This window comes from Kitasatospora sp. NPDC015120 (genome assembly GCF_043080305.1).
In the GTDB taxonomy this organism is placed as follows: Bacteria; Actinomycetota; Actinomycetes; order Streptomycetales; family Streptomycetaceae; genus Kitasatospora.
Window position 1 is genome coordinate 76,381 of sequence record NZ_JBIBVJ010000020.1, and the last position, 17,786, is coordinate 94,166.

The window sequence follows — 17,786 nt, forward strand, 5'->3', positions numbered from 1 at the left end:
GCCGCGGCGAGGCCATGAAGGGGCTTCCTTCTCATTCCCGTTGAATCCAGTCCCTTCGCTCTCCTCGCCCTCGACCCAACGCCGGGGCGCGGTTTCCGCGCCCCGGCGTCGTCGTGTCCGTGACGTCTCCCCGGAGGGACCCCGCGCCGATGTCCGACCGCACGACCTTCGTCGTCCTGCCCGGCTACCAGAATTCCGGGCCGGCCCACTGGCAGAGCCGCTGGGAGGCCGCGGACCCGGCGGCGTTCGTCCGGGTGCGGCAGGACGACTGGGACCACCCGGATCCGCACGCCTGGGTGGCCCGGGTGGACGAGGCGGTCGCCGCGGCGGCGGCCGAGGGGCCGGTGGTCCTGGTGGCGCACAGCCTCGGCTGCGTGACGGTGGCCCGCTGGGCGGCCGGGGCGCCGGCCTCCCGGACGGCGGCGGTGCGCGGCGCGCTGCTGGTGGCGCCCGCCGACGTCGACCACGCGGACGTCCCCGAGCTGCTGGGCTTCCGCCCGGTGGCGCTGTCCCCGCTGCCGTTCCCGGCCACCGTGGTCTCCAGCACCGACGACCCGTGGGTCACCCCGGAACGCGCCCGGCTGTTCGCCGCCTCCTGGGGCGCCCGCTACGTCGAGCCCGGCGCCTTCGGGCACCTCAACTCCGACTCCGGGCTGGGCGACTGGCCGCTGGGGCGGGAGCTGCTCGCCGCGCTCTGAGCGGACCGGCCGGGCGGTGGCCGCCCCGTGGCGTCCCAGGTTCCGGGGATGGTCCGGCGACCGGGCTGCGGAGCAGAATCGGTGGCGCTCCACCACCCCGGGGGACCACCTCCCCGACGCGCCGGCCCTGCCCGTCCCTGGCCGGGCCGGCCGGGAGTCCCGGGGCCGGGGCCGGCCGCGGTGCGTGACCGCGGCCGGCCTCCCCGCGTTCCGGGGCGGCGGGTGCGGGAACTTCTCCCGCAGTTCGTCCGCCGGCCACCCGGCCGGGCGCCGCTGCTCCTAGTCTGCGGGCGGCACTCACACCGCGACGCCCTCAGCTAGGAGCATCCATGACGTACCGTCCGTCCGACGGCGGCACCCCCGCCGGGTCCGCCGACGCCGCCGCCTCCTCCCGTCGGTCCTTCCTGCGGGTCACCGGTGCGGCCGGGATCGGCGCGGCGGCCTTCGCGGCCGGCGCCGGCGAGGCCTTCGCCGCCCCCGGCGCGGACCAGCCGGGCGACGAGCAGTCCGGTGCCGCCGACGAGCGCGGCGTCGCCGCCGGCCGCCCGGGCGGCACCCGCCCGCCGGTGCGCACCGGCACCGGCCTGGACCGGCTGCCGCACCCGCTGGTCGTCGGCCACCGCGGCGCCCCCGGCTACCGCCCCGAGCACACCCTGGGCTCCTACGACCTGGCGCTGCAGCTGGGTGCGGACGTCATCGAGCCGGACCTCGTCCCCACCAAGGACGGCCACCTGGTGGTCCGGCACGAGAACAACATCGCGGAGACCACGGACGTCGCCGACCACAAGGAGTTCGCGGACCGCCGCACGACCAGGACCATCGACGGCGCGGCCCAGACCGGCTGGTTCACCGAGGACTTCACCCTGGCCGAGCTGCGCACCCTGCGCGCCAAGGAGCGCCTGCCGCAGCAGCGCCAGCGCAACACCCTCTACGACGGCCGCTGGGCGGTCCCGACCTTCCGCGAGGTCGCCGACTTCGCCCGCAAGCGCAGCCGCGAGCTGGGCCGGGACGTCTGGGTCTACCCCGAGACCAAGCACCCGAGCTACTTCCGCTCGATCGGCCTGCCGCTGGAGGAGCGCCTCGCCGACGAGCTGCGCCGCACCGGCCTGGCCGGACGCAACGGCCGGGCGATCCTGCAGTCCTTCGAGCCGAGCAGCCTGCAGCGGCTGGCCAAGCTGGTCGACAATCCGAAGGTCTTCCTGCTCGGCGGCCCGACCAGCCAGCCGTACGACTTCGTGCTCGCCGGCGACAAGCGCACGGTGGCCGACCTGGTGAAGCCCGAGGGCCTGCGCTGGATCTCCTCCTTCGCCCACGGCATCGGCCCGACGACCACGCTGATCGCGCCCGTCGACGCGACCGGCAAGCTGCTGGCGCCGACCACCCTGGTGCAGGACGCGCACGCGGCCGGCCTGCTGCTGCACCCGTACACGGTGCGCAACGAGAACGCCTTCCTGCCGCTGGACTACCGCCGGGGCACCGACCCGAACGCGTACGGTGACGCGATCGGCTGGGCGAAGTACCTGTACGAGCTCGGCGTGGACGGCTTCTTCACCGACCAGACGGACACCAGCGTGCTGGCCCGCCAGGACTTCTGGGCGGCCAAGGGCGTGCACTGACGCCCCCGGTCCGACCGCGACCACGACCGCGCCCCGGGACGTCGACGGACGTCCCGGGGCGCGGTGCCGTGCGGGCCGGGCGGTTCAGCCGTCCTGGTGCTGCTGCTCCCCGGGCTGCGCCTGCTCGCCCTGCGGCTGCTGCTGTTCCTGCTGCTGTTCGTCCTGCCGGGGCTGCGGCTCCGGCTGGGACGGCTGCGCGGGCCGCTGGGTCGGGCCGGGGTTGCGGGTCGGCCGGGCGGGCGCCGTGGGGCGTCCGGGCCAGGTCGTGGACGCGTCGCCCGGCGAGCCGCTGCCCGGGCCCGGGCTCGCCGAGGGGTCGTGCTTCGGCGCCGGGTTGGGGATGTAGACGGTCTCGAACTCCTTCTCCGGCATGCCCCGCACGGCGTCGTTCATCGCCATCTGCCAGATCGGGCCGGGGCCGGTGGCGCCGAAGACCTCGTCGAACCACTTGCCGCCGATCCGGATGTTGCGCATCTTCACGCCGCCGGCCGGGCCGCCCAGCCAGACCGAGGCGGCGAGGTTGCCGGTGTAGCCGCTGAACCAGGCGGACTTCTTCTCGTCCGAGGTGCCGGTCTTGCCGGCGATCTGGCGGTCGTCGTTCAGGCCGAGGTCGCGCGCGGTGCCGCCCTTCTCGGTCACGCCCAGCAGCACGGTGTTGATGACGTCGGCGGTGCTCTCGGAGAAGACCCGCTCGCACTTGGCGGGGCTGACCGGGACCTCCTTGCCGTCCATCGTGGTGATGGCGCTGATCGCGACCGGGGTGCAGTAGGTGCCGCGGTTGGCGAAGGTCGCGTAGACGTTGGCCATCACCAGCGGGCTCACCTCCTGGGTGCCCAGGCCCAGGGCGGGCAGCTCCTCCAGCGGCTTGCCGCTCGCCTTGGTGAGCACACCGAGCTTGTTGGCCATCTGCTTGACCGCGCAGAGGCCGATCTCCTGCTCCATCTGCACGAAGTAGGTGTTGACCGAGAGCGCCATCGCCTCCTTGAGCTCGTACGGGCCGACCTCGCCCGCCGACTCGTTGGGGATGGTGCCGCCCTTCTTGCCCTTCTCCAGGTTCTTCCAGGTGCCGTCGCAGGTGCTCATCGACGGCCAGTCCATCTTGTTCGGCGACGGGTAGGACTGGGTGGAGGTGAGCCCCGCCTCCAGGCCGGCGGCGGCCACGATCGGCTTGAAGTTGGAGCCGGGCTGGAAGCCGTTGCCGCCGCCCATCGCCGCGTCCACGTTGTAGTTGACGACGGTCTGGTTCTTGCCCGGGTCGATCCCGTAGGGGCGGGTCTGGGCCATCGCGAGGATCTTGCCGGTGCCGGGCTCGACCATGGTGATCGCCGCCGACACGTCGTCGGTGACCTTCACCTTCGTGGTCACCGCCTTGAGCGCGGCCGCCTGCTTCACCGGGTCGAGGGTGGTGTGGATGGACAGGCCGCCCATGTCCCAGAGCTTCTTGCGCTCGGCGGCGGACTTGCCGAAGACCGGGTCCTGCTTGATCACGTGCCGGACGTAGTCGCAGAAGAAACCCATGCCCGCGTCGGCGGTGATGCAGCCGTTCTGCGGCGCCTGGTAGTGCAGCACCACCGGCCCGGACTTGGCCTCCTTGGCCTGCTCGGCGGTGAGGTGCTTGTTCTCCACCATCTTGTCGATCACGACGTCGCGGCGCTTGCGCGAGGCCTCGGGGTGGGCCTTGGGGTCGAACTGGGAGGGGTTCTGCACCAGTCCGGCCAGGGTGGCCGCCTCGGCGACGGTGAGGTCCTTGGCGTTCTTGCTGAAGTAGCGCTGGGCGGCCGCCTGGATCCCGTAGGCCTGCTGGCCGTAGTAGGTGATGTTCAGGTAGTTGGTGAGGATCTGCTCCTTGGTCAGCTCCTCCTCCAGCTTGATCGCGTACTTGAGCTCCTGCACCTTGCGGCCCAGGGTCTTGCGCTGGGCCTCCCGGACGGCCGCGTGGTCGTCGCCGGCCTTCTCGACGTTGACGTTCTTCACGTACTGCTGCGTCAGGGTCGAGGCGCCCTGCATCGCGGCGCCGCTCTCCGCGTTCTTGGTGATGGCCCGCAGGACGCCCTTGAGGTCGACCGCGCCGTGCTCGTAGAAGCGCGCGTCCTCGATGTCCACCTGGGCCTGGCGTATCAGCGGGCCCATCTCCTCGGCGGTGATCACCCGGCGGTCGCGCTCGTAGACCTTGGCTATCTGCTGGCCCTTGGCGTCGTAGATCCAGCTGGACTGGGTCAGCGGCGGGGTCTTCAGGTCGTCAGGGATGGTGTCGAACTCCTCCACGGTGCCCTTCATCCCGAGCCCGAGCGCACCGGCGGCCGGAAGGGCGATGCCCGCCAGCAGCACACCCGCGAGGGTGCTGTAACCGAGGAACTTCACGCCGTGGCCGAGCAGGCCGAGCGGGGTCTCGCGGCGCCGGGGGCGCGGCACCCAGGTGTCGAGGGGCTCCGGGGAGGGCGTGCGGCGGCTTCTCCGTGACATAGTCGGAACACTACGTCCACGAAAACCGCCTGTGGGGCCGGTGTTGGCCAAGCTTTGTCACAAATCGGCGACAGATCGGCCCCGTTGGGCGTGGCGTGGCGGGCGGGGCACGCCGCGGCCCGGCGCACCGGGGGTCGTTCGCGGACGTCCGGACGGCCGCCGCCGGGCCGGTGCGGCACTTCCGCCCGGCCCCTTCGGGCAGGGCCGGCGTCAGCCGTCGCGCTTCTTGCGGCGCAGCCCGAGCACCGCGCCCGCCACCGCGAGCAGGAAGACCACCCCGAGCACCTGGTCCCCGGCGCCGGCCGAGGTGGACGAGGAGTCCCCCGGGGCGCCGGCCGACGGCTCGGCGGCCTCCCCGGAGGCCGCCGGCGCGTTCCGGTCCGGGGCCGCGCCGGTCGTGGGGCCGGGCAGCGGCCGGACGGTGTCGGGGAGCTGGTCGTCGTCCAGCGGCGAGCGCCAGACCGGGCTGTCCCTGCCCTCGCTGCCGTAGAGCAGCGCCCGGCCGTCGGTGCTGAAGGTGACCGACTCGCCCTGGCGCTGGAAGGGCGTGGAGAGCGCCTCGCCGCCGCTCGGCGCGCCGTCCTTCCAGCGGTAGAGGGTGGCCGAGAAGTACCCGCGCAGCACCAGCCGGGTGCCGTCGGGCGAGAAGGCGCCGTCGGTGGTCCACGGCGCGTCGGCGATCCGGCGGAAGGTGTTGACGGCGTTCGGCGAGAGCTGTTCGGGGCCCTGGTAGAGGCCGCCGCCGCCCTGCTTCTTGCTCGCGATGTAGGCGCGGCCGGTCACCGGGTGGACCATCAGCGCCTCGGCGTCGCGCGGGCCGTCCTCGTAGCGGACCTTGTAGCGGGTCACCTGCACGGCCTGGTCGCGGAGTTCGGCGGGCTCGGCGAAGGCGTAGATCCAGACCTCGGGCCACTTGCCGCCGAGGTTGTCGCCGATGTCGCCGACGTAGAGCCGGCCGTCCGGGCCGAGCGAGACCGCCTCGACGTCGCGCGGCTCGATGCCGCGCAGGGTGACGGTGGCGACGGTGCGGCCCTGGGAGTCGACGGCGTAGAGGTAGGGGCCGTCGTCGCTGTCGTTGTGCGTCCAGTACACGCCGGGGTGGCGCAGGCTGGCGGCCAGACCGCTGGACTCGGTGATCCGCGGGTCGCCGATGGTGAACGCCTGTCCGGCGCCGTCCGCCGCGCGGGCGGGCGGGGCGGTGAGCACGGCGGTGCCGGCGGCCGCGGCGGTCGTGCAGACCGCGGCCAGCAGCGCGGCGGGGAGCCTGGTCGTTCGCGTCCTCAGCACCGGTCGATACTCCCACGACGCCCGGGGCGGGCACCGGATGACCCTTTTTCGTCATCTTGACGAGAATCAGCCCCACCTCATATCGTCATCACGACGATAAGGAGCTGTCCCATGGCCGACATCACCAAGCGCTTCGGGCTGCGCCACCTGCGCGCGCTGCCCACCGCCCACATCCGCCACGTCCGGCGCGGCCGGCTCGTCCACGACGGCACCGGCCTCGCGTTCTGGTTCCGCCCGCTCACGGCCGTGCTCTCCGAGGTCCCGGTCGACGACCGGGAGCTGGCCATGCTCTTCCACGCCCGCACCGCCGACTTCCAGGACGTCACCGTCCAGGGCACCCTCACCTACCGGATCACCGACCCGGCCACCGCCGCCGCCCGGGTCGACTTCGGCATCGACCCCGACACCGGTGCCTGGCGCTCCGCCCCGCTCGACCAGCTCGCCGGCCTGCTCACCGAGACCGCCCAGCAGCACGCGCTCGGCCTGCTCGCCCGCACCCCGCTCGCCACCGCGCTGGCCGACGGCATCACCACCGTCCGCGAGCGGATGGCCGCCGGGCTCGCCGCCGAACCCCGGCTCGCCGAGACCGGACTCGCCGTCATCGCCGTGCGGGTGGTCGCGCTGCGGCCCGAACCCGAGGTGGAGCGCGCGCTGCGCACCCCCGCCCGCGAGCTGGTCCAGCAGGAGGCCGACCGGGCCACCTTCGAACGGCGCGCCGTCGCCGTCGAGCACGAGCGCGGCATCGCCGAGAACGAGCTCGCCAACCGGATCGAACTCGCCCGGCGGCAGGAGCAGCTGATCGCCCGGCAGGGCGCCAACAGCCGGCTCCAGGCCGAGGACGAGGCGGTCGCCGACCGGATCCGCACCGACGCCGAGGCGCAGCGCCGCACCCGGCTGGCCGGCGCCGAGGCCGACGCGGCCCGCGCCCTCGGCGAGGCGAGGGCCGGCGCCGAGGCGGCCTGGCTGGCCGCCCACCAGCAGGCCGACCCGGCCGTGCTGCGGGCGCTCGCGCTGATGCGCCTCGCCGAGCACCTGCCGCGGATCGACAGCGTCACGCTCACGCCGGACGTGCTCACCGGCCTGCTCGCCAGGCTCGGCGCGACGGGCGCGGGCGGCGGGACGGGCATGGCCGCGGGCGCGGGCACGGTCGACGGATCCGCACGATGACGCTCGCGCCCCGGGTGGTCCTGGTCCACCGCCGCACCGAGTACCAGGAGCTGATCGCCCACCACGGCACGCCCGGGCAGGCCGCGTACTTCCTGAGCAGCCGCGGCCGGTCGGTCGAGGAGATCGAGCTGCGCCACCGGCGCCAGGACCTGGCGCTGGCCGAGGCGGCCGGCGCGGTGCCGCTCGACTGGCGGCGCACCCGGGTCGAGCGCGCCGACCTGCCGAGGTTCCTCTTCGAACCGGAGGACGTGGTGGTCGTGGTCGGCCAGGACGGCCTGGTCGCCAATGTCGCCAAGTACCTGGACGGCCAGCCGGTGATCGGTGTCGACACCGAGCCCGGCCGCAACCCGGGGGTGCTGGTGCGCCACCGCGCGGACGCCCTGGCGCGGCTGCTGCCGGCCGCCGTCGGCCCGGGCGGCGAGCGGCGCTGCGAGGAGCGGACCATGGTGGAGGCGGTCGCCGACGACACCCAGCGGCTGCTGGCGCTCAACGAGGTGTACGTCGGCCGGTCCGGGCACCAGACGGCCCGCTACCGGCTGGCCGTCGAGGAGCGAGCGGGCGCGGCCGACGAGGGCGAGCCGCAGGCCTCGTCCGGCGTCCTGGTCGGCACGGGGACGGGCGGCACCGGCTGGTGCCGCTCCGTCTGGCTGGAGCGCGGCGGCCCGCTCGACCTGCCCGGGCCGTCCGCCCCCGCCCTCGCCTGGTTCGTCCGCGAGGCCTGGCCCTCCCCCGCCACCGGCACCGGCCGGGTGCACGGTCTGCTCGACGGCGGGCGGCGGCTGGTCCTGACGGTCGAGTCGGACCGGCTGGTGGCCTTCGGCGACGGGATCGAGGACGACGCGCTGGACCTGGCCCGGGGGCAGACCGTGCGGGTCGGCGTGGCCGCCGCCCGGCTGCGGCTGCTGGGGTGAACCCCGGGCCCGGTCCGGCACCGCTCCCCGCTCCGGCGCCGCTCGCCGGTGCGGGCTCAGGCCTCCGCCGTGCGCTCCTGCGGGTGGCGGACCACGACGACCGGGCAGTGCGCGTGCTGGATCATCGCCTGGCTGGTGGAGCCCAGCAGCAGGCCCGCGAACCCGCCCCGGCCGCGGGCGCCCACCACCAGCAGCTGCGCCTGCCGGCTCGCCTCGATCAGCGCGGGGCGGGGGTGCGCCTCCACCACCTCGGAGCGCAGCTCGACGTCCGGGTACTTCTCGCGCCAGCCGGCCAGGGCCTCGGCGAGCACCCGCTCCTCCTGGTCCGGCCAGCTGGTGCTGGGGTGCGCGATGTGCAGGGCGGTCAGCGGGGCGCGGCGCGCGGAGGCCTCGGCGAAGGCGAAGCCCAGCGCCTCGGCGCCCACCCCGCTCCCGTCCACCGCCGCCAGCACCGGGCCCTGCGGGTCCGGCCGGCCCCGGACGATCAGCACCGGGCAGTCGGCGTGCGCGGCCAGGTGCACCGCCACCGAGCCGATCAGCAGGGCGCCGAAGCGGCCCAGCCCCCGGCTGCCGACCACCACCAGCGCGGCCTCCCGCGACCAGCGGGCCAGCACGGTCAGCGGCTCCCCGGTGACCAGCTCGGTCGCGATGTCCAGCCGCGGGTCGAGCGCCTCGGCGCGGGCCCGGGCGTCCGCGAGGACGGACTCCGCCTGGTTCCGCAGCCCGCCCTCCGGCGGGCCGTCCTGCGCGGGCCCGAGCGGGACGCGCATCAGCGGCCAGATGAACGCGTGGACGATCCGCAGCCGGCTGCCGCGCAGCCGCGCCTCGCGGACCGCGACGTCCACGGCGGCCAGGCTCGTCTCCGAGCCGTCGACGCCGACCAGCACCTGGTCACGCATCGCCGGCCTCCTGCTGCTGGCCCTGCTGCTGCTCCTGCTTCTCGGCCCGCTCGTAGGGGACGACGGCGATCGGGCAGGGCACGTGGTGCAGGACGGCGTGGGCGACGGCGCCGAGGTGCGCGCCCAGCGGCGTGCGGCGCACCCGCCGGCCGATCACCACCAGCTCCGCGCGCGACGCCCGGTCGGCGAGCAGCTTGGCCGGGCGGGCGTTGACGGCCTCCTCGACCACCTCCACCTGCGGGTACTTGCGCCGCCACGGCTGGACCACCCGGGCCAGCTCGCCCTTCGCGTAGACGAGCATCTCGCCGGTCACGTCGACGCTGGCCGCGATGCCCGCGTACTGGTACGTCGCCGGGAGCGTCCAGGAGTAGACCGCGCGCAGCGGCAGTCCGCGCCGCTGCGCCGTCTCGAAGGCGTGGGCGAGCACCGCGTCGGCCCCCTCGAACGGGTCGACGCCGGCCACCACCTCCCGCGCGGTCGCCGTCTCCTCCCCCTCCGTCCCGCCCCGGCGCACCAGCACCACCGGGCAGTCGGTGCGGGTCAGCACCCGCTGGCTCACCGAGCCGACCAGGAACCCGGCCACCGCGCCGAACCCGCGCGAGCCCAGCACCAGCAGCTCGGCCGGCGCCCCGTCGGGCTCCTGCGCCCCGTTCACCTCGTCGACCAGCGCGTGCACCGGCTCGGTCGGCACCTGCACGGACATGACCGCCAGTTCCGGCCACCGCTCCCGCACCCGCAGCTCGGCATCACGCAACGTGACGTCCGCCTGGCGGCGCGCCAGGTCCACGGTGCCGAGCACCGACAGCGGTGTGACCACGGTGGGCCAGGCGAGCACCACCTTCAACGGCAGCCGCCGCTGCGCCGCCTCCTCCGCCGCCCAGTCCAGCGCGGCAAGGCTCTCGGGCGAACCATCGACACCGACGACGACGGACCTTGGCATGACGACCTCCGGCAGTTTCGAACGGAGCGGCGGGACGGGGCCGGCCGCACCCCCACCCTTCCCGTCGCCTCCCAGTCCACCCAGGGTCCAAAGTCCCCGCCACCCGACCGAGGGTCCCGCCCGGTGCCGTTCGCCCGAAAGGGGGTCAACCCGGGCACCGCGGTCACGGGAGGGTGAGGATGCGGGGCCCGTCCTCGGTGATGGCCACGGTGTGCTCCACATGGGCGGCGCGGCTGCCGTCGGTGCTGCGGAGGGTCCAGCCGTCGGGGTCGGTGGTGTGGGTGTCGGTGCCGCCGGCGATCAGCATGGGTTCGACGGCCAGGACCAGGCCGGGCTTCAGGGGGTAGCCGCGGCCGGGACGGCCCTCGTTGGGCAGGTGCGGGTCCTCGTGCATCCGGCGGCCGATGCCGTGGCCTCCGTAGCCCTCCAGCAGTCCGTAGCGCGCGGTGCGGGCGACGGTGCCGACGGCGTGGGCGATGTCCCCGGTGCGGTGGCCGGCCACCGCCGCCGCGATGCCCGCCTCCAGGGCGCGGCGGGCGGTGTCGATCAGGCGCAGGTCCTCGGGGCGGGGCGTGCCGACGGTGAAGCTGACGGCGGCGTCGCCGGCCCAGCCGTCCAGCACGGCGCCGCAGTCGATGCTGACCAGGTCGCCGTCGCGCAGCCGGTAGCCGTCGGGGATGCCGTGCACCACGGCGTCGTTGACGGAGGCGCAGATGACGGCCGGGAAGGGCACCGGGGCGAAGGCCGGGCGGTAGCCGAGGAACGGCGAGGTGGCGCCCGCGTCGCGCAGCACAGCCCGGGCCGCCTCGTCCAGCTCCAGCAGGCTCACCCCGACGCCGGCGGCGCGTTCCACCGCCGCCAGCGCCGTGGCGACCACCCGCCCGGCCTCGCGCATCGCGGCCAGCGCCGCCTCCGACTTGAGCTCCACCACGAGGTCCTCCGACCGGCTCGATCCAATTCTTATACCGGTATTAGTATCACGGTTCGCGGGGTGCGCCCGGGGCGCGCCGGTGCACCCCGGCCGCCGTGGCCTACCATCGGGGGCATGGTGAGGACTCCGCTGACTCCCGGGGAACGCGAGCGCGGCGAGCGCTTCGGCGCGCTGCTGCGCGGGGCGCGGGGCGAGCGCAGCATGGTGGAGGTGGCGGCGGCGGCCGGGGTGTCGGCCGAGACGCTGCGCAAGATCGAGACCGGACGGGCACCAACGCCCGCGTTCTTCACCGTCGCGGCGCTGGCCTACGCGCTCGGACTCTCGCTGGACGAGCTGGCCGCCGCCTGCGCGGCCCCGGCCGAGGACGCGGACGAGGCGCTGTCGGCCTGAGCCGACGGCCGGCCCGCGCGGCCGCCCGGGCGGCGGCACGGCGGCTCAGGCGGTGACACCGCCGTCGAGGACGAGGTCGGCGCCGACGGTGAAGGCCGACTCCTCGGAGGCGAGGTGGAGGACGGCGGCGGCGACCTCCTCGACGGCGCCGGCGCGCCCGGCCGGGACGCTGCCCCTCATCCGGTCCGCCTTGTCGGCGGCGCTCTCGCCGGGCCGGGTCGACATCGTGGTGTCGATCGGGCCGGGGCTGACCAGGTTGATCCGCACGCCCTCGCCGATGTGGTCGCGGGCGGCGGCCCGGGTCAGGGTGGCCACGGCGGCCTTGGAGACGGCGTAGGCGCCGGTGTTCTCGACCCGCAGGTGGGTGCCCAGGTTCGAGGAGATGTTGACGATCGCACCACCGCCGCCCGCACGCAGCTGGGCGATCTGGTGCTTCATCGCGTACCAGGTGCCGGTGAGGTTGATGTCGATCAGCCGCTGCCACTCCTCGTCGGCGACGTCCGCGATCGGGCCGACGCCGCCGAAGACACCGGCGTTGTTCACCGCGATGTCCAGGGCGCCGAAGTGCTCGACGGTCTCCCGGACCAGCCGGGCGGCGTCGGCGGCGTCGGACACCGAGCCGGTCAGGGCGACGGCGGTGCCGCCCTCGCGTTCGACCAGGGCGACGGTCTCGGCGAGTGCGCCCGCGGTGCGGCCGGCGACGGCGACGCGGGCGCCCTCACGGGCGAAGGCGAGGGCGACGGCTCGGCCGATGCCGCTGCCGCCCCCGGTGACCAGGACGGACTTGCCGGTGAAGCGGGTGGTGCTGCGGGTCATGCGCGTACTCCTCGATCGAGGGTCTATATTGACCGTTCGGTTCAGAATAGAGACAGCAAAAGACACCCGGACGGGCCTCGCCGACGGCGGGTCAGTCCAGCAGCGCGAGGGCCTGTTCGGCGGCGTCCCCCAGCCGGGCCGAGCCGTCGCCGGCCTTGCCGATCACCCGCATGCCCTGGAACAGCACCAGCAGCATCCGGGCGACCGCCTGCGGATCGCGCCCCTCGGGCAGTTCGCCCTGGGCCCGCGCCCGCACCAGCGCCGCGGTCAGGACGGTCTCCAGGTGGAGCAGGCTGGCCTCCACCCGGCGGGCGGCGTCCCGGTCGTGCGGGGCGAGTTCCACCGCGGTGTTGGTGACGAAGCAGCCGCGGCGCGGGCCGCCCTCGCCGTCCGCGGCGGACTCGCCGGCGAACCGGCGAACCAGGGCGCGGACGGCCGGGAGGACCGGGCCGGGCTGCGACAGCTCGGCCAGCAGCACGGGCTGCTGCTGCCGGCCGTAGCGCTCCAGCGCGCGCAGGTACAGCTCGCGCTTGCTGCCGAAGGTGGCGTAGATGCTGGCGCGGGCGATCCCCAGGTGGTCGACCAGGTCGGCCATCGAGGTGGCCTCGTAGCCGCGCCGCCAGAACAGCTCCAGGGCCGACTGGAGGGCGGCTTCGGGGTCGAATTCCTTGGTACGCGCCATGTCTGAAAGGTAGTCGATTCCAGATCGGTCGGTCAAGAAAGGGCCGAAGCCCCCCGCGGCCCGGGACGGTTCAGCCCCCGGCGAGGTGGCGTTCCACCGAGGCGACCTTGGCGGTGAGGCCGTCGGTGACCCCGGCCCGGTCGTCGATCTTGATGACGGTGCTGACCCGGCCGCTGTAGGCCTTCACCGCCTCGATCGCCTCCCGGATCACCGGCATCACCTCGTCCCACTCCCCCTCGACGCTGGTGAACATGGCGTCCGTGCGGTTGGGCAGCCCGCTCGCGCGGACCACCCTGACGGCGGCGGCGACCGCCTCCCCGACGTCCTCGCCGACCCCGAGCGGGGTGACCGAAAAGGCTGCGATCACGGCTGCGTCTCCTCCCAGAACGACCCGACGGGCGGCCCGGCCGGCCACCGGTCTCCGGGCCACCAGATTAGGGCGTTCCCCGCGGAGGGGTTCAGACGACGGTCGGCAGCGGCGGGTCGACCGCCAGCGGGGCGGAGCTGCGGGCGCGGTGCTGCGCTGCCCAGGCGGCGAGGGCGACCGTGCAGGCGTGGTCGAGATGGCGCAGCCCGGACCAGTCGAGTTCGACCGGGCGGTCCGCCGGGAGGCGTTCGAGGGTGTCCAGCAGCCGGGGCAGCCGCAGGAAGGTGGCGTTGCCGCTCAGCCGCACCCGCAGCGGCCGCTCCCCGGCGCCGGGCAGGGGCGCCGGCTCCTCCACGACGATCTGCAGATGGGAGGTCTGCCAGGCGGACTTGACGACGGCGAGGCCGATGCCGATCAGCACCCCCTCGAACAGGTCGGTGGTGATGACCGAGACGGTGGTGACGGCGAGCACCGCCGCCTCGCCGCGGTGGTCGCGGCAGAGCGCGGCGGCCCTGCGCACGGGGATCAGCTTGGCCCCCGCGTGGACCAGGACGGCGGCCAGCGCGGTCAGCGGGACGAGACCGAGCACGCCCGGCAGCAGGGCGGTGAACAGCAGCAGCCAGCCGCCGTGCAGCACCCGGGAGGCCTTGCTGCGGGCACCGGCCTGGACGTTGGTCGCGCTGCGGACGATCACGGCCGTCATCGGGAGCGCGCCGAGCAGGCCGCAGAGGGCGTTGCCGACGCCCTGGGCGGTGAGTTCGCGGTCGTAGTGGGTGCGCGGGCCGTGGTGCATCCGGTCCACGGCGGCGGCGCTGAAGAGGGTCTCGGCGGAGGCGATCAGGGTGAAGGCCAGGACGGTGCCGGCGCCGGCCGTGGTGGCGAGGGCGCCGAGCGCGGCACGGTCGGGCAGCTGGACGACGTCGAGCAGGCCGGCCACCTCGACCCGGGCCACCGGCAGGTCGGCGGCGGCGGTGACGGCGGCGGCCAGCCCGACGGCGCCGAGCGGGCCGGGCAGCGCGCGGGCGAGGCGCGGCGGCAGGTACTTCCAGGCGACCAGTACGAGCAGGGTGGCCGTGCCGAGCGCCACCGCGGCGGGCGCGGCGGCCCCGGTGACGGCGTCGCGCAGCAGCGCGGGCAGGCCGGCGATCTTCTCCGGCCCCGTGCCGGGGGCGCGGCGGTCGGCGAGCGCGTACAGCTGGCCGAGCAGCAGGGTCAGACCGATGCCGGCCAGCATGCCGTGCACCACGGAGGCCGACATGGCGCGGAACCAGCGGCCCAACCTCAGGGCTCCCATGGCGAGTTGGAGCAGTCCGGTGAGCAGGACGAGGACGCCGAGGGCGCCCGCGCCGTACTGCTGGACGGCCTCGTGGACGAGGACGGTCAGGCCGGCGGCCGGGCCGCTGACCTGGAGGCTGCTGCCGGGCAGCGCGCCGACCACCAGGCCGCCGACGATGCCGGTGACCAGGCCGAGTTCGGCGGGCACCCCGGAGGCGACGGCGACGCCGACGCACAGCGGGAGCGCGACCAGGAAGACCACCAGCGAGGCGGGCAGGTCGTGGCGCCAGGGCACCGCGCGCAGGACGGCGGCCGGGCCGGCGTGGCGCAGCGTGCGCCGGGGGCGGGCACGACCGGGCGGGGCGCTGCGGCGCGGCGCGGCGGGCGGGCGCTTGCGCGGGCGGGGCAGGCTGTTCACCGGCGCACCGCCGGGGAGTCGGCGCGGGCGGCGCACGCGCGGGCGGCGGGCAGGGGGACGGCGGGGAGAGGGACGGCGGGCAGGGGGACGATGCGCACGGGGCGGGGGGCGGCGGACGCGGTGGCGGGAGCGGAAGCGGCGGGGCAGGCGGGCAGGGCACGGCGTCGAGGCATCGGGAGGTTCCTTCCGCGCACCCGGCGCGGCGGCGCGCCGCGGGCGGCGCATCGCTGCGGGTGCGTTGCTGCGGGGTGCGTTGCTGCTGGTGACTGCGGTGCTGCGATGGCGGCTGGGACGCGCGGGACGGGCCGGCCGGCGCGGCGGGCGTGCTGCCCGGGCCCCTGCGACCGGAGCTCCCCCGCTCCCCGGACGGTCCCGAACCCCCTTGCCGTGACCCGCTGTTGAACATGGCAACCATGCCGGGCCCGGCGTGCCACCGACGGTACCCAGCACCCCGGAGCCGGCCAACCTCGCACACCGACCCTTCACGCGAGCGGCACACGGAGGGCGCTTCCGGGCCGGAATCCCGGCCTCGGACGGGTACGCACGTTCGCCCGTCGAGCAGCCGGGCGACCCGCGCCCGCCCGCCTCCCCGCTCCCGCCCCGGCACCCCGGGGCGTTCCGGCCGCAGGCGGTACGGGTACGTACCAAGAACCGCCCGCGCGCGACGGCCGCGCGCCGGCCTTTCCCACCCGGGAGGCCCACCGTGTCCTTCGCGATGACCCGTTCCCAGTGCGAACGCTTCCTGGCCGCCGTGCACGTCGGCGTCCTGTCCGTCGCCGGCGCGGAGGCCGGCCAGGCCCCGCTGACCGTGCCGATCTGGTACTCCTACCGCCCCGGCGGGCTGATCACCGTCCTGACCGGGCGCGACTCCGCCAAGGCGCGCCGGATCCGGGCGGCCGGCCGGTTCACGCTCTGCGCCCAGCAGGAGGAGCCGCCCTGCCGGTACGTGAGCGTGGGGGGACCGGTGGTCGCGATCGAGGACCACGTCGACCCGGACGAGCGCGCCGCGCTGGCCCACCGCTACCTGCCGCCCGCCACCGCCGCCGCCTACCTGGTGGCCACCGCCGAGCAGCTGACGGCGGACGTCACCGTCCGGATGCGGCCCGAGCGGTGGCTGAGCGCCGACTTCTCCGTCGTCACCGGGCAGATAGCCGCCCTGGAACGGTCGATGCCGCGGCGGCCCGGCCCGCCCGGATCCGACCCGCGGCGGCCCGCCCCCGGCCGGGCGGCCCCCGGATCCGGCCGCGGCCCGGAACACCCGGCGTCCGGGCGCGGTTGAGCAGGCGGGCGGGCCGGACGGGATACCGTACCCGCGCGGGCCCGCCCGCCACCGCACCACCGACGACGACCTCCTCCGAAGGGGCACCCCACCGTGAGCCTGTACGACATCCCGCTGCGCACGCTGTCCGGCGAGGCCGCCTCGCTGGCCGACTACAAGGGGAAGGCGCTGCTGATCGTCAACGTCGCCTCCCGGTGCGGCCTGACCCCGCAGTACGCCGGCCTGGAGCGGCTCCAGGAGCGCTACGCGAGCCGGGGCTTCACCGTGCTGGGCTTCCCCTCCAACCAGTTCGCCGGGCAGGAGCCGGGCAGCGCGGAGGAGATCCGGACCTTCTGCTCCACCACCTACGGCGTGACCTTCCCGCTGTTCGAGAAGACCGACGTGAACGGCGAGGACCGGCACCCGCTGTACGCGCGGCTGACCGAGACGGCCGACGCCGAGGGCCTGGCCGGGGACGTGGCCTGGAACTTCGAGAAGTTCGTCCTCGGTCCCGACGGCACCGTGACCGCCCGGATCCGGCCGCGCACCGAGCCGGAGGCGGACGAGGTGATCGCCGCGATCGAGGCCGTGCTGCCCAACTGAACGGGCGCCCGGCGGGGCCCGCGGCGCAGCACGCGTCGCGGGCCCCGTCGGCTACAGCAACAGCTCGGTCCCCGGCGGGAGTTCGCCGTCCCGCGCGGCGTCGTGCAAATGGGCCAGCAGGGTCGCCCGCAGCGCCTCGGCGGCCCGGGTGGGCGGCACCTCGTGACCGTGCGCGACGGCGATGGTGCGGCCCAGGCCCCGGCCGGCGAACGGGGTCACCGCGAGGCCCGAGCGGTGCGCGACCATGCCGGGCAGCACGGCCGGCCCGAGCCCGGCCCGGACGAAGCCGAGCACCGCGTCCATCTCCCCGCCCTCGACGGCGAACTCCGGCTCGAAGCCGGCCTCCCGGCAGGCCACGAGCGTGGCCTCGCGCACGTCGTAGCCCTCCCGGAACATCACCAGCGGACACCCGCGCAGCTCGGGCACCCGCACCGTGCGCCGGGTCCGGCGCTCCGCCGAGACCAGCACCAGGTCCTCGTGCAGCAGCTCGGTGACGGCCAGCGCCGGTTCCTCCTCGCCGCGCGGCGGGGTGATGATCAGCGCGAGGTCCAGCTCCCCCGCCACCAGGGAGCGCACCAGGTCCCGCGAGCCGCCCTCGCGCACCATCAGCGCCACGCCCGGATAGCGGTCCCGGAACACCCGCAGCACGTCCGGCACCAGGCTGGTGCACAGGCTCGGCGGCGCGCCGAGCCGCACCCGGCCGCGGCGCAGCTGCACGGTCTCCTGGACGGCCAGGCGGGCGCTCTCGGTGTCGGCGAGGATGCGCCGGGCGAGCGGCAGCAAGGCGTCCCCGGCGTCGGTCAGCGCGATGTTGCCGCGGGTGCGGTGGAACAGTTCGGCGCCCAACTCCCGCTCCAGCGACCGGATCTGTTGCGAGAGTGACGGCTGGGCGACATGCGCCGCCTCCGCCGCGCGGGTGAAGTGGCGGGTCTCGGCGACGGCCACGAAGTAGCGGAGTTGCTGGAGCTGCACGGTGCCAGGATAGGCCGCACCGATAGGAAACACCTATGGTGACCAGCCGCATCATGTCTTGGACGCACCCTGGGCCGCCTCCCTACCGTTGTC

Annotated in this window: 18 protein-coding genes; 7 read left to right on the forward strand and 11 right to left on the reverse strand. The window is 75.3% G+C overall.

Going from position 1 to position 17,786, the window contains the following annotated elements; genetic code table 11:
* Nucleotides 1-149 precede the first annotated feature (149 nt).
* Entirely contained in the window at nucleotides 150-698 is a 549-nt protein-coding gene (locus tag ACF1AK_RS30285; RefSeq protein WP_391502034.1) for an RBBP9/YdeN family alpha/beta hydrolase, read from the forward strand.
* 329 nt (nucleotides 699-1,027) lie between these two features.
* Nucleotides 1,028-2,314 carry a glycerophosphodiester phosphodiesterase gene (locus ACF1AK_RS30290; RefSeq protein WP_391502035.1) on the forward strand — a complete coding sequence of 429 codons (1,287 nt, stop codon included), beginning with the start codon at nucleotides 1,028-1,030 and terminating at the stop codon, nucleotides 2,312-2,314.
* A gap of 84 nt (nucleotides 2,315-2,398) precedes the next feature.
* On the opposite strand, the gene ACF1AK_RS30295 is transcribed toward ACF1AK_RS30290, so the two are convergent.
* Both ACF1AK_RS30295 and ACF1AK_RS30300 read right to left on the reverse strand, forming a co-directional pair.
* Nucleotides 2,399-4,777, reverse strand: a complete 2,379-nt coding sequence (locus tag ACF1AK_RS30295) for a transglycosylase domain-containing protein (RefSeq protein ID WP_391502036.1) — start codon at nucleotides 4,775-4,777, stop codon at nucleotides 2,399-2,401.
* A gap of 210 nt (nucleotides 4,778-4,987) precedes the next feature.
* Nucleotides 4,988-6,064, reverse strand: a complete 1,077-nt coding sequence (locus ACF1AK_RS30300) for a hypothetical protein (RefSeq protein WP_391502037.1) — start codon at nucleotides 6,062-6,064, stop codon at nucleotides 4,988-4,990.
* A gap of 111 nt (nucleotides 6,065-6,175) precedes the next feature.
* Here ACF1AK_RS30300 and ACF1AK_RS30305 point away from each other — a divergent pair, with 111 nt between their 5' ends.
* Nucleotides 6,176-7,231 carry an SPFH domain-containing protein gene (locus ACF1AK_RS30305; protein ID WP_391502038.1) on the forward strand — a complete coding sequence of 352 codons (1,056 nt, stop codon included), beginning with the start codon at nucleotides 6,176-6,178 and terminating at the stop codon, nucleotides 7,229-7,231.
* Entirely contained in the window at nucleotides 7,228-8,142 is a 915-nt protein-coding gene (locus ACF1AK_RS30310; protein WP_391502039.1) for a hypothetical protein, read from the forward strand. The genes ACF1AK_RS30305 and ACF1AK_RS30310 overlap by 4 nt, the downstream gene beginning before the upstream one ends.
* 56 nt (nucleotides 8,143-8,198) lie before the next feature.
* Here the strand turns inward: ACF1AK_RS30310 and ACF1AK_RS30315 are convergent, their stop codons facing one another.
* The 3 genes from ACF1AK_RS30315 to map form a co-directional block, all read right to left on the reverse strand.
* On the reverse strand, nucleotides 8,199-9,041 hold the full coding sequence (locus ACF1AK_RS30315; protein WP_391502040.1) for a universal stress protein: 843 nt from the start codon (nucleotides 9,039-9,041) through the stop codon (nucleotides 8,199-8,201).
* Complete coding sequence (locus tag ACF1AK_RS30320) at nucleotides 9,034-9,981, reverse strand: universal stress protein (protein WP_391502041.1); 948 nt, start codon at nucleotides 9,979-9,981, stop codon at nucleotides 9,034-9,036. The genes ACF1AK_RS30315 and ACF1AK_RS30320 overlap by 8 nt, the downstream gene beginning before the upstream one ends.
* A gap of 163 nt (nucleotides 9,982-10,144) precedes the next feature.
* Nucleotides 10,145-10,912, reverse strand: coding sequence for a type I methionyl aminopeptidase (map, locus tag ACF1AK_RS30325; RefSeq protein ID WP_391502042.1), 768 nt, complete (start codon nucleotides 10,910-10,912; stop codon nucleotides 10,145-10,147).
* 114 nt (nucleotides 10,913-11,026) lie between these two features.
* Between map and ACF1AK_RS30330 the strand changes: the two genes are divergently transcribed.
* Complete coding sequence (locus tag ACF1AK_RS30330) at nucleotides 11,027-11,302, forward strand: helix-turn-helix domain-containing protein (RefSeq protein WP_391502043.1); 276 nt, start codon at nucleotides 11,027-11,029, stop codon at nucleotides 11,300-11,302.
* Nucleotides 11,303-11,347: 45 nt separating this feature from the next.
* Here the strand turns inward: ACF1AK_RS30330 and ACF1AK_RS30335 are convergent, their stop codons facing one another.
* From ACF1AK_RS30335 to ACF1AK_RS30355, 5 genes are all read right to left on the reverse strand, one after another.
* Nucleotides 11,348-12,118, reverse strand: a complete 771-nt coding sequence (locus ACF1AK_RS30335) for an SDR family NAD(P)-dependent oxidoreductase (RefSeq protein ID WP_391502044.1) — start codon at nucleotides 12,116-12,118, stop codon at nucleotides 11,348-11,350.
* 91 nt (nucleotides 12,119-12,209) lie between these two features.
* Nucleotides 12,210-12,800 carry a TetR/AcrR family transcriptional regulator gene (locus ACF1AK_RS30340; RefSeq protein ID WP_391502045.1) on the reverse strand — a complete coding sequence of 197 codons (591 nt, stop codon included), beginning with the start codon at nucleotides 12,798-12,800 and terminating at the stop codon, nucleotides 12,210-12,212.
* A 70-nt stretch (nucleotides 12,801-12,870) separates the two neighbouring features.
* The gene (locus ACF1AK_RS30345; RefSeq protein WP_380294277.1) at nucleotides 12,871-13,167 is read right to left on the reverse strand and encodes an MTH1187 family thiamine-binding protein; all 297 of its coding nucleotides are present in this window, start codon (nucleotides 13,165-13,167) and stop codon (nucleotides 12,871-12,873) included.
* 91 nt (nucleotides 13,168-13,258) lie between these two features.
* Nucleotides 13,259-14,773, reverse strand: coding sequence for a SulP family inorganic anion transporter (locus tag ACF1AK_RS30350; protein ID WP_391502069.1), 1,515 nt, complete (start codon nucleotides 14,771-14,773; stop codon nucleotides 13,259-13,261).
* Between the two features lie 83 nt (nucleotides 14,774-14,856).
* Entirely contained in the window at nucleotides 14,857-15,033 is a 177-nt protein-coding gene (locus ACF1AK_RS30355) for a hypothetical protein (protein WP_391502046.1), read from the reverse strand.
* 542 nt (nucleotides 15,034-15,575) lie between these two features.
* Here ACF1AK_RS30355 and ACF1AK_RS30360 point away from each other — a divergent pair.
* Entirely contained in the window at nucleotides 15,576-16,139 is a 564-nt protein-coding gene (locus ACF1AK_RS30360; protein ID WP_391502047.1) for a pyridoxamine 5'-phosphate oxidase family protein, read from the forward strand.
* 93 nt (nucleotides 16,140-16,232) lie between these two features.
* Nucleotides 16,233-16,721, forward strand: a complete 489-nt coding sequence (locus tag ACF1AK_RS30365) for a glutathione peroxidase (RefSeq protein WP_391502048.1) — start codon at nucleotides 16,233-16,235, stop codon at nucleotides 16,719-16,721.
* 51 nt (nucleotides 16,722-16,772) lie between these two features.
* Here the strand turns inward: ACF1AK_RS30365 and ACF1AK_RS30370 are convergent, their stop codons facing one another.
* Entirely contained in the window at nucleotides 16,773-17,693 is a 921-nt protein-coding gene (locus tag ACF1AK_RS30370; RefSeq protein ID WP_391502049.1) for a LysR family transcriptional regulator, read from the reverse strand.
* Nucleotides 17,694-17,786 lie beyond the last annotated feature (93 nt).